The organism is Pseudomonas sp. SDO5591_S426, from assembly GCF_054070755.1.
Genome location: NZ_JBSVXD010000184.1, coordinates 1 through 10,759, shown reverse-complemented (window position 1 = coordinate 10,759; position 10,759 = coordinate 1). Strand labels below are relative to the sequence as shown.

Here is a 10,759-nt window from a genome sequence, read left to right as displayed (position 1 = left end):
GCCTGCGGCAGCTCCTACAGGGGCGCTTATTCAATCAAGGATGCAGGAGTTTCTGCGCACGTTTGTCCGCCAGGTGCTGAACCACCAAGCGACCAATCAACACCATCAGCGTCAGGCTGATCAACAACACCGAAATTGCCGCGACGCTCGGGTCGACGTTATCGCGCAAGCCGCTCCAGATGCGTTTGGGCAGGGTGTCGACGTTGACGCTGGTGATGAACAGCGTCACCGCGACCTCTTCCCACGACAGGGCGAAACCCAGCAGGGCGGTGGAGGCCAGGCCCAGTTTCAGGTTCGGCAGGATCACCATGAACGTGGTCTGCATCAGGCTGGCGCCGAGGTTGCGCGAGGCCAGTTCGATGCGCCGGTCAATGTTGCTCAACGCCACCAGCATGGTCACCACGCCGTACGGCACGACCATGATCACGTGGGCGATCACCACGCCGGTGAGGGTGTCGTAACCCATGCCCGGCGCGTAACGACCGAGCTTGGTTTCCATGAAGTACAGCACCAGCGCGGAAATCACCGGCGGGATCGCCATTGGCAACAGCACCAGGCCCATCAGCGCCGTGGCCCATTTGGAGCGCATGTACCAGATGCCGAGGCTGAAACTCGCCGCCAGCAACGTGGCGATGATGCTGGTGGCGAAGGCGATGGTCAGGCTCTGGCTGATGGCGTGGAACCAGTCAGGGTTGCTGACCAGCGCCTCGTAGTGGCGCAGCGACCAGTTGCCTTCGGGCATCGACAGGAAGCGTTTGCTGGTGAACGACACGGGAATGACCGTCAACAGCGGGAACAGCATGAAGGCCATGGCGACCACGGCCAGCAGCCGGGTACTCAGGCTAGTGCGATGGGTATTCATAGTCGTCTCAGCCTACCAGTCGGTTGACGCGGGTCATTTTCAGCAGCACCCAGATCAATGCGCTGACCAAAGCCAAAAGCACGACGCTCAGCGCAGCCCCCAGGCCCCAGTTGCTGGTCTGGAACATTTGCAGGAATACGTATTCGGCGATCATCACCGTTTGCCCGCCGCCCAACAGCACCGGCGTGATGAAGAAGCCCAGGCAGAACACGAAGACCATGATGAACGCGCCCAGCATGCCCGGCAGGGTCTGCGGCAGCAGCACTTGCCAGAAGGTGCGCAAGGCACCGGCACCCAGGCCGCGTGACGCCATGAGCACGCGCTGATCGAGTTGGCGCATGGTCGACAGCAGCGGGAACACCGCGTACGGGATCATCACGTGGAGCATGCCGATGACCACGCCGATTTCATTGCGGCTCAGTTGCAGCGGTTGATCGATCAAACCCATACCCATCAGCCCGTTATTGAGCACGCCGTTGCTGCGCAGGGCGATCAACCAGCCGAAGGCCCGCACCAGCACGGAAATCCAGAACGGAATGAAGATGCAAATCTCCACCACCCGCTGCCAGAACGGCGGGCTGAACACCCAGCAGTAGGCCAGCAGGTAACCGATTACCAAGGCCAGGCAGCTGACGGTCATGCACAGACGAAAGGTGCGCCAGAGCATTTCGTGGATCGCCGGGTCCGTGGCAATACGTTCGTACTGCTCGATGCCCGGCGTCGGCATCGAGAAACTCCAGCCGACCACGCCAAGAAACGGCAGCACGTAGAAGACCAACAGCAGCACCGGCAGCGGAAACAGCAGCAAGCTGCGCTCCAGGCCCGGCGAACTGAAGCGGGGCTTGGGTCTGGTCAGGGTTGAGGTCAGGGTCGTAGTCATGGTCACAGGCTCACTTGGACAACCGCGTCAGATACTCTTCCAGGGCTTTGGAGTAGTTGTCGGCGTACCACTGGGCGTTGAGAGCGATCTGTTTTTTCAGGTTTTCTTCGGAGGCGCAGTTGGCTTCCAGTTGCTTGGCCGACATCAGCTTTTCCGTGGCGCTGTTGGACGGGCCGTTGCCCAGCAATTCGAACAGCTTGAGCTGGCCTTCAGGCTGCAAGGCGAGCTGGATGAACTGCATGGCCGGTTGCGTGCCGGCCGGGTTGCCGTTCAGCACGGCCCAACTGCTGGAGTTGATGAAGCCGTTGTCGAAGCTCCAGCGCACGCGGTTGTCGGTGTCTTCGCTGAGCAGCTTGGCGCGGGTGTGCCAGATCGCCCCCATCGACACTTCGCCGTCAACCATCAGTTGCTGGCTTTCGGCCCCTGAGCTCCAGAACGACAACACGTGCGGCTTGATCTCGTCGATCTTCTTCATCGCCCGTGGCACGTCCAGCGGGTACAGCTGATCAGCCGGAACGCCGTCGGCGAGCAGCGCCGCTTCGAGCATGCCGTTCATCCATTTGTACAGGGTGCGTTTGCCGGGGAATTTCTTCACGTCCCAGAAATCCGCCCAGCTCTTTGGCCCGTTGTCGCCGTACTTTTCACTGTCCCAGGCCATCACGTAGCTGAACTGGTAGCTGGCGATGCCGAAGTCCGAGGCGAGCGCCGGGGCCACCTGGTCGCGCTTGATCACGTTGTAGTCCAGCGGTTGCAGGATCTTTTCCCGACCCAGGACGATGGCGCTGTAGCTCTCGACGTCGACCACGTCCCAGCTCGGTTGACCGCTGGCCAGTTGCGAGCGAATCGCGCCCTCGGTCGGGCCGGCGCCGTCGATGCGCACTTGAATGCCGGTGTTCTTGGTGAAGGTATCGGTCCATGCCGAACGGAACGCATTCAGCGCATCGCCACCCCAGTTGACCACGACCAGCGGCTTGTCGGCCGACCAACTGATGCCGCTGCGCAGCGCCAAAGGCACGGCCGCCAACAGGCCCATGGCCTGAATGAAGGTGCGACGGTTGATCTGACCATCGCGGGCCTTTTCGATAAGCACTTCGATGCAGTCTTGTTGGTGATCCTGGCGCATGGACAAGTCCTCAGTCGGCGGGCGCCTGCGTGGGCACCGGCCTTTTTGTTGTCATTGGAAGAGAGCTTTGTGTCGCAAATTCTTGGGGTTCAAGCCTGTAGCAGGAAGCTTTGCTGCACCGGCCAGCTCAGCCACACCGGCGCACCGCTGGGCATCTGCGCGCCAGGGTGGTTACCCGGCACTGACAGGTTGATCGGCAGCGTGTCGCCGCCAACCTTCAATGCCAGATGGGTGCTGGAGCCTTGATAAACCTTGTCGGTGAGTTGTGCCGGCATCACGTTGTAGCCCTCCATGGTCGGGCAATCGCTGTGCAACTCCATGTGCTCGGGGCGCACGGCCAGTACGATCGGGGCTGTGCTCAACGCGTTCGGCGCGACGGCGTGCAGGACGCTGGTACCGCAGCGGCCACTGGCGGTTTGGCCGTTGCGGGTCAGGTTGTCCAGCGGGAACAGGTTCATCTTGCCGAGGAACTCGGCGACGAAACGGCTCTCGGGGCGGTTGTAGATGTTTTCCGGGGTGTCGACCTGGGTCAGCTTGCCGTGGTTGAAAATCGCGATACGCGAGGACAATGCCAGGGCTTCGTTCTGGTCGTGGGTAACGAAGACGAAACTGGTGCCGACCTGCCGGTGGATGCGTTGCAGCTCGGATTGCAGTTGTTCGCGCAGGTTCTTGTCCAGTGCCGACAGCGGTTCATCGAGCAACAGCAATTCCGGTTCGAACACCAGCGCCCGGGCAATTGCCACACGCTGTTGCTGGCCGCCCGACATCTCGGCGGGCTTCTTGTGCATGTGTGCACCGAGGCCGACCACTTCGAGGATGTGCTTGACCCGGCGGTTGCGTTCTTCGGCCGGGACTTTGCGGATGCGCAGCGGGTAGGCCACGTTGTCGGCGACAGTCATGTGCGGGAACAGCGCATAACCCTGGAACACCATGCCGTAGTTCCGCTTCTCGGCGGAGCGCTTGATGATGTCGACACCTTGTTCCATCAACTTGCCCGAAGTCGGGCTGAGGAAACCGGCCAGGATCATCAGCAAGGTGGTTTTACCCGAGCCGGACGGGCCCAGCAGGGTCAGGAATTCGCCTTGGCGAACATCCAGATCGACGTTATCCAGCGCCGCGAAACGGCCGTAATACTGGCTGATACCTTGAGCGCTGAGCTGAATCGCTGAACGGCTGGACACAATGAGGTTCCTCTTTTTATTGCCCATAAAACGTACGAGGACGGATGCAAATCCGAAATGGGCTTTGGGCCTATTATTGTTAAAAATATCGCTACATCAATGGAATTATTTTGCGCGTATTGGTTAGTTTTATTACTCATTTTCCCATGAACACTGTAGGAGCGAGCTTGCTCGCGATGGTCTTCAGGTCGCGGCGTTAAACCTGATGCCCCACGTCATCGTTGACGACCATCGCGAGCAGGCTCGCTCCTACAGGGGGTTTGCGGTGAGTTTTAGAGCGTGTCCTGCCACGTCTGGTGCGACGACTGAAGTTGCGTCTTGACCCAGTTGCTGAAGGCCTGAACCACCGCGCGCTCAGCTTTCTGCGGATCCGCCGCCAGGTAATAGCCGCGATGTAAATCGATGGTGATGTCGAACGGTCGCACCAGCAGCCCCTTCGACAAGGCATCGCCACTGATCAGGTTGTCGCCAATGGCGATGCCCTGGCCGGCGATGCATGCCGACTGCGCACAGTGCGCATCGGAGAACAGGATGCCGCTCACCGCGTTGACGCCCGAGGCGCCGGCGGCAGTCAGCCAGACGCGCCAGTCGGAATAGTCGGTCATGTGCAGCAACGGGAAGTTGCTCAGTTCCTGCGGGTTTTTCAGGCCGCTCAAAGCGTTGATCAAGCGCGGGCTGCACACCGGGAAGAAGCGCAGTGCAACGATTTCTTCAACAATCATTTCCGGCCAGTCACCAATCCCGTAAGCGATGAACAGGTCGGCGCCGGGGTTGTTGACGTCATCCGGCGTGCGCGGCGAGATCAGCTGCAATTGCACCTGCGGGTATTGCCGCAAGAACGCGCCGATGTGGTGACACAACCAATAAGTAGCAAACCCCGGTGCGCAACTGACGCACAGCCGTCCGGAGATTTCCTGATCGTCGATCAGCTGCCCGGCATCGAGCAGGTTCAACAGAATCCCGTGCACCTCCCGCGCATATCGCTCGCCCTGATAGGTCAGGCCGATCCCTCGGCCAATGCGCTCGGTCAGAGCAAAGCCCACGCATTCCTCAAGCTTGCTGATCTGGTGACTGATGGCGCTGCGGGTCAGGTTCAGTTCACGGGCCGCAACCGACACGCTGCCTGTGCGGGCAACCGCGTCCAGCGCGCGAAGGGCGGTCATCGAAGGAAAACGCATAAATCATCCCGTTGGAAATATGAAAGCAAGGGCCAGTGCAAAACCTGTAGCAGCTGGCGAAGCCTGCGTTCGGCTGCGCAGCAGTCGTGAAGTCAGCGTTCGCGCACTGTCAGACAGACCTCGCAAGGAGGTTTTACGACTGCTACGCAGCCGAACGCAGGCTTCGCCAGCTGCTACAGGTGTCTTGGCTGAATTTTCCTATGGTGACGTAAATCGAACAGTCAGGCCAAAAAAAATCGATTGTTGTATCGGTTGGTTCAACAATACTAGTCCCACTTGTCACTGGGTCAGTCAGGCCCGTCATCAAAGAGGTGCTGCATGATCCGTTGTGCCCAGGCGCTCGTTCAGTTGCTGGAAGGCTATGGCGTTGAAACCGTCTTCGGCATTCCCGGCGTGCACACCGTCGAGCTGTATCGCGGCTTGCACGGCAGCCGCCTGAAGCACATCAGCCCACGCCACGAACAGGGCGCCGGGTTCATGGCCGACGGTTATGCCCGCGCCAGTGGCAAACCGGGTGTGTGTTTCATCATCACCGGTCCCGGTATGACCAACATCATCACCGCCATGGGCCAGGCCTACGCCGACTCTGTGCCGATGCTGGTGATCTCCACCTGCAACCGTCGCGAGCACTTGCGTCTGGGTCATGGTCACCTGCATGAACTGCCTGATCAGCGCGCGTTGGTCGCCGGTGTCTGCGCCTTCAGCCATACGTTGCAGCACCCATCGCAGTTGCCGGAAGTGCTGGCGCGGGCCTTTGCCCTGTTTGGCTGCACGCGGCCACGGCCAGTGCACATCGAGATTCCGCTGGATGTGCTGGAGATGTCTGCCGAGGGGCTGGACTTGCGTCCTCGCGCGCTGCCGGCAGCGCCGGCCCCGGCACCGGAGTCCATCGACGCCGCTGTCGATCTGATCAAGTGCGCACAGCGTCCATTGATCCTGGCCGGTGGCGGTGCACGCCGGGCCGCTGAAGCGCTGACCGCGCTCGCCGAACGTCTGCATGCCCCCGTGGCGCTGACCACCAATGCCCGAGGATTGCTGGCGCCGGAACATCCGTTGTTGCTCGACGGCGTGCAGTCCTCGGCCCATGGTCGCGAACTGATCGCCGAGGCCGACGTGGTGCTGGCGGTCGGCACTGAGCTGGGAGAAACCGACTACGACTTTTTCGGCCTTGGTCCTTTGCAGTTCAAGGCACCGCTGATTCGCCTGGACATCGATCCCATGCAAATACTCGGCGTACAAGCGGCCACCGTCGGCTTGCTTGGCGATGCCGAACAGGGATTGCTTTTGTTGCTGGATCGACTGCCACAACGCCAGGCCGATCCAGCCTGGGCCGATGAACGAGTGAGCAAGGTCAACGCTGTCGAACACGCCGGCTGGAACGCAAAGCAAAGCCGCATGCAAGCCTTGCTCGATACCGTGCGCGATCACTTGGCAGAGCCGTTGATCGTCGGCGACTCGACCCAACCGGTGTATCAGGGCGCCCTCGGTTACCGCGCGCCAACCCCCAATAGCTGGTTCAACGCCGGCAGCGGCTACGGCACCCTCGGCTACGGTTTGCCCGCCGCCATCGGCGCCAAACTCGCTCAACCCTCGCGCCCGGTGGTGGCGTTGGTCGGCGACGGTGGCTTGCAGTTTTCCAGCGCCGAACTGATCGCGGCCAAAGAGGCCGGCGTCGGCGTGATCCTGCTGCTGTGGAACAACAGCAGCTACGCGGAAATCCGCGACTACATGAATGCCAAAGCGGTGCCGTTGCTGGGCGTGGACATCCTCACGCCGGACTTCGCCGCCCTCGCACAAAGCTGCCACGTCAGCCATCACCGGGTGAGCAACCTGCACGGCTTGCGCGAGCTGCTGGGGCAACTCGACAACATCAACGAACCGGTCATGGTCGAGGTCGACGCCGCGACATTCCTGGCTGACTAAAACAACAACAATTTTTTCAGGTCCCCGACTCGCATAACGAACGGTGGACCTTTCAATCTCACTGAACTTGAAGGTGGCTTACATGGCTGAGTCCGATAACTTTTCCTCTACCCATTCCGCGCAGGGGACCTACGCCGATCTGATCCTCGCCAACGGTCGTATCTACACCCAGGACCCTGCCAACCCATGGGCCGAAGCGGTGGCGATTCGCGATGGCAAGTTGATCGGTGTCGCCGGGCTCAGCCAGATTGAAATGTTCAAGGGGCCGAACACCCGTGTGCATGACCTGCAAGGCGCGTTCTGCATGCCGGGCCTGCACGACATGCACACGCACCCCGACCTCGCGCTGGCGCCGCGCTACGCCGATGACCTCGATGTCGGCATCGAAGACCCGACCCCGGAGCAACTGCGCGAAAGCATCCTCGCCTATGCCGACAGTCATCCCGGCGACGGCTGGATCTACGGTCAGTACTGGGTGCGCTACACCTTCCGCGAAGCCGGCCTGACTCCGGGCCGCGCCTGGCTCGACAGCGTGATGCCGGACCGTCCGGTGGCGCTGCTCGACCGCATGTGGGGCACCATGATGGTCAACTCCAAGGCACTGGAACTGGCCGGCATCGATGGCAACACCTCCGATCCGCGCAATGGCTACTTCGAGCGTGACGAGCTGACCGGCGAACCCACCGGCCTGATGATCGACGGCGCCTACGCGATGATCCACGCCGCGATGCCGCCGACCCCGGTCAGTGTGCTGCGTCGCGCCTATCGTGATGGCGTGCATTTCCAGAGCTCGCGCGGTGTCACGGCGAGCAAATACGTGCACGTCTGCGAACAACGTTTGCAAGCCCTCAAGGAACTCGACGACAGCGGCGAACTGACCGTGCGCATCGAGGCTGCGATCAGTTGGCAGGACGATATTTTTCCTGTGCGTCGCCGCTGGGAACTGCTGGCCGGCGAACGTCACTACTACCGCAGCGCGCGCCTGAGCGCCAACGCGGTGAAGTTCCACTTCGACGGCACCGTCGAACCGAAATCTTCCTATCTGCTGACCCCGTGGCCAGAGGAAAAGAGCTGGCGCGGCAAGCTCAACCTGACCCCGGAACACATCACCGACATGGTGGTGGACATGGACCGCAAGGGCATCCGCGTGATCGCCCACTGCACCGGCGACGGCGCGTCAGACGTGTTCCTCGATGCCGTGGCCGAGGCCCGTCGTCGCAACGGTTTCAGCGGCGTGCGCCACCAGTGCGCCCACAGCACCTTGTTGCATCCGGGCAACTTGCCGCGCTTCAAGGAGCTGAATGTCATCGCCGAATTCTCGCCGGCGGCGTGGTATCCGACGCCGTTCGCCAGCGGTGCACGTTCCGGTTACGGCCAGGAACGCCTCAAGCGCATCTACGATTTCAAAGGCGTACTCGCCGCAGGCGGCACGGCGGTAATGGGCACCGACTGGCCGGTGGCGTCCATCGACCCGTGGCTGGCGCTGGAAACCATGATCACCCGGCAGAACCCGTGGAACGACGACCCGGCCTGCTTCGGCGACCCGATCAGCCTCGAACAGGCACTGACCGTGATCACCAGCAACGGCGCCATCGCCATGGGTTTGGAACACAGCACCGGCAGCCTGCAAGTGGGCAAGGCGGCGGACCTGATCGTCATCGACCGCGACCTGTTCGCCGAACCGGCGCGCAACTACATCCACAAGACTCAGGTGCTGCTGACTTTAGTTGAAGGGCAACTGGTTTACGACCGCCATTCGACGCTGGCCGATATCGGGCTCAAAGCCGTGTGGCAGGGCGAACCACCGGTGCTGGAGGGCAAGGCAGAATGACTTCCCAACGCATCGCCGTGACTGTCGTTTCGGGCTTCCTCGGCGCCGGTAAAACCACCTTGCTCAACCGCATGGTGCGCCGTGCCGAAGGCAGTCGGCTGGCGGTGATCGTCAACGACTTCGGCGAGCTGAACATCGATGCGGCCATCGTTTCCGAAGTGACGGATGCCGTGTACAGCCTGCAAAACGGCTGCATCTGCTGCACCGTGCAGGAAGATCTGCTGGCGCAGCTCGGCAGCCTGGCGCAATTGGAACCGCGCCTGGAACGCATCGTCATCGAGTGCAGCGGCGTGTCCGATCCGCAGCGCATCGTGCAGACCCTGGCTTATCCACAGCTGCGCAGTCAGATGCAACTGGACATGGTCATCACCGTGGTCGATGCCACCCGTCATCTGCAACTCGATGGCGAGTACGCACGACTGGCGCGGGCGCAGGTGGCTGCCGCCGACTTGCTGCTGTTGAACAAGACCGATCTGGTCGACGAGGCCCAGTTGCAGGCGTTGCGCGAGGCATTGGGCCTCAGGACGCGCGTGCATGAAAGCGTGCAGGCGCAACTGCCGGATGCGCTGTGGCTCGACACCGATCTGGAGCTTGAGCCGCGCAAAGTGAAACCGCTGACGCGGGTGTCCGATGGCGATCACGGCGAGATGTTCAGCAGTTGGTTGTGGCAGAGCGACGCGGCGCTCGATGCTGACGGTTTGCGCGGCTGGTTACAGGCGTTGCCGAGTGATGTGTTTAGGGTCAAGGGACTGGTGAAGCTGGTGCAGGGCAACAAGGCGCATTGGCTGCAACACGTCGGCACGCGCAGTCAATTTCTGCCGGCCACCGATGAAGGCCAGGCAACTGCCACGCGTCTGGTGTTCATCGCCCGACGCGGGTTCGATGGCTGGGAAGCGCTGGGTCAAGGGCTTGAGGCCTGCACCGTGAAGGTGAGCGTATGAGCCCGACCGAACAACGTCTGCGCGAAGAACTCGCCGCCTGCTATCGGCTGGTGGCGCATTTCCGTATGACCGACTTGATCTTCACTCACATCTCGGTGCGTATTCCGGGGCCGGAGCATCATTTTCTGATCAACCCTTATGGGCTGATGTTTGATGAAGTCACGGCGTCGAATCTGGTGAAAATCGACCTCAATGGCCATGCCGTGGAACCGTCGCCGTATCCGGTGAACCCGGCCGGTTTCGTGATTCACAGTGCAATCCACGGCGCCCGTGAAGACGCGCAATGCGTATTGCACACCCACACCCGATCCGGCTGCGCGGTCGCTGCGTTGAAGTGCGGGTTATTGCCGGTGAACCAGATTTCCATGGAGTTTTACGGCCGCGTGGCTTACCACGATTATGAGGGCGTGGCGCTGGACATGAGCGAGCAGCAACGGCTGGTGGCGGACATCGGCGACATGCCGGTGTTGATGCTGCGCAACCATGGCTTGCTGACGGTGGGCGAGACGGTGGGACAGGCGTTCATGCGCATGTATTACCTGGAAAAGGCCTGCGACATTCAGTTGGCGGCCATGGCGGCGGGTGAATTGGTGCTGCCATCAGACGAGGTTTGTGCGCATACCGAGCGCCAGTTCAATGATCCGGGGCGGGTGCTGGAGGAGGGTGAGCTTGCTGATCCGGATGCTATGGAACTGGCTTGGGCGGCGTTGTTGAGATTGTTGGATAGGGTGGCTCCGGATTATCGAAACTGATCCAAATCCTCCGTTGTTTGAACTGGCCTCATCGCTGGCAAGCCAGCTCCCACAGTGTTTTAGGTTGTCCGCAGATCTTGCGTATACC

General features: G+C 61.3%; 9 protein-coding genes. 4 read left to right on the top strand and 5 right to left on the bottom strand.

Translation table 11 applies throughout. The features are described 5' to 3' along the window. Nucleotides 1-34: 34 nt before the first annotated feature. The 5 genes from ACW9JC_RS25030 to ACW9JC_RS25010 all read right to left on the bottom strand — a co-directional run bounded on the left by ACW9JC_RS25030 (nt 35) and on the right by ACW9JC_RS25010 (nt 5,224). A complete protein-coding gene (locus ACW9JC_RS25030) occupies nt 35-862 on the bottom strand; it encodes an ABC transporter permease (protein WP_457458312.1) in 828 nt (275 codons plus the stop codon). A 7-nt stretch (nt 863-869) separates the two neighbouring features. Beyond that, complete coding sequence (locus ACW9JC_RS25025) at nt 870-1,742, bottom strand: ABC transporter permease (protein WP_457458310.1); 873 nt, start codon at nt 1,740-1,742, stop codon at nt 870-872. Between the two features lie 10 nt (nt 1,743-1,752). Then, nucleotides 1,753-2,865 carry an ABC transporter substrate-binding protein gene (locus tag ACW9JC_RS25020; RefSeq protein ID WP_457458308.1) on the bottom strand — a complete coding sequence of 371 codons (1,113 nt, stop codon included), beginning with the start codon at nt 2,863-2,865 and terminating at the stop codon, nt 1,753-1,755. Between the two features lie 89 nt (nt 2,866-2,954). Continuing rightward, entirely contained in the window at nt 2,955-4,046 is a 1,092-nt protein-coding gene (locus ACW9JC_RS25015; protein ID WP_457458306.1) for an ABC transporter ATP-binding protein, read from the bottom strand. Between the two features lie 272 nt (nt 4,047-4,318). Then, entirely contained in the window at nt 4,319-5,224 is a 906-nt protein-coding gene (locus ACW9JC_RS25010) for a LysR substrate-binding domain-containing protein (protein WP_457458304.1), read from the bottom strand. 318 nt (nt 5,225-5,542) lie between these two features. Here ACW9JC_RS25010 and ACW9JC_RS25005 point away from each other — a divergent pair, with 318 nt between their 5' ends. From ACW9JC_RS25005 to ACW9JC_RS24990, 4 genes are all read left to right on the top strand, one after another. Then, nucleotides 5,543-7,147: a 5-guanidino-2-oxopentanoate decarboxylase gene (locus tag ACW9JC_RS25005; protein WP_457458302.1), complete on the top strand. Its 1,605-nt coding sequence runs from the start codon at nt 5,543-5,545 to the stop codon at nt 7,145-7,147. Between the two features lie 82 nt (nt 7,148-7,229). Beyond that, nucleotides 7,230-8,978 (top strand): amidohydrolase, encoded by a 1,749-nt coding sequence (locus ACW9JC_RS25000; protein ID WP_457458300.1) that lies wholly within the window; start codon nt 7,230-7,232, stop codon nt 8,976-8,978. Then, complete coding sequence (locus ACW9JC_RS24995; protein ID WP_457458298.1) at nt 8,975-9,919, top strand: CobW family GTP-binding protein; 945 nt, start codon at nt 8,975-8,977, stop codon at nt 9,917-9,919. Before ACW9JC_RS25000 ends, ACW9JC_RS24995 begins: the two co-directional genes overlap by 4 nt. After that, nucleotides 9,916-10,671: a class II aldolase/adducin family protein gene (locus ACW9JC_RS24990; RefSeq protein WP_457458296.1), complete on the top strand. Its 756-nt coding sequence runs from the start codon at nt 9,916-9,918 to the stop codon at nt 10,669-10,671. Before ACW9JC_RS24995 ends, ACW9JC_RS24990 begins: the two co-directional genes overlap by 4 nt. Nucleotides 10,672-10,759 lie beyond the last annotated feature (88 nt).

Coding starts and splice junctions, on each gene's coding strand:
- ACW9JC_RS25030 (WP_457458312.1), bottom strand. CDS start 862: ATGAATACCCATCGCACTAGCCTGAGTACCCGGCTGCTGGCCGTGGTC.
- ACW9JC_RS25025 (WP_457458310.1), bottom strand. CDS start 1,742: ATGACTACGACCCTGACCTCAACCCTGACCAGACCCAAGCCCCGCTTC.
- ACW9JC_RS25020 (WP_457458308.1), bottom strand. CDS start 2,865: ATGCGCCAGGATCACCAACAAGACTGCATCGAAGTGCTTATCGAAAAG.
- ACW9JC_RS25010 (WP_457458304.1), bottom strand. CDS start 5,224: ATGCGTTTTCCTTCGATGACCGCCCTTCGCGCGCTGGACGCGGTTGCC.
- ACW9JC_RS25005 (WP_457458302.1), top strand. CDS start 5,543: ATGATCCGTTGTGCCCAGGCGCTCGTTCAGTTGCTGGAAGGCTATGGC.
- ACW9JC_RS25000 (WP_457458300.1), top strand. CDS start 7,230: ATGGCTGAGTCCGATAACTTTTCCTCTACCCATTCCGCGCAGGGGACC.
- ACW9JC_RS24995 (WP_457458298.1), top strand. CDS start 8,975: ATGACTTCCCAACGCATCGCCGTGACTGTCGTTTCGGGCTTCCTCGGC.
- ACW9JC_RS24990 (WP_457458296.1), top strand. CDS start 9,916: ATGAGCCCGACCGAACAACGTCTGCGCGAAGAACTCGCCGCCTGCTAT.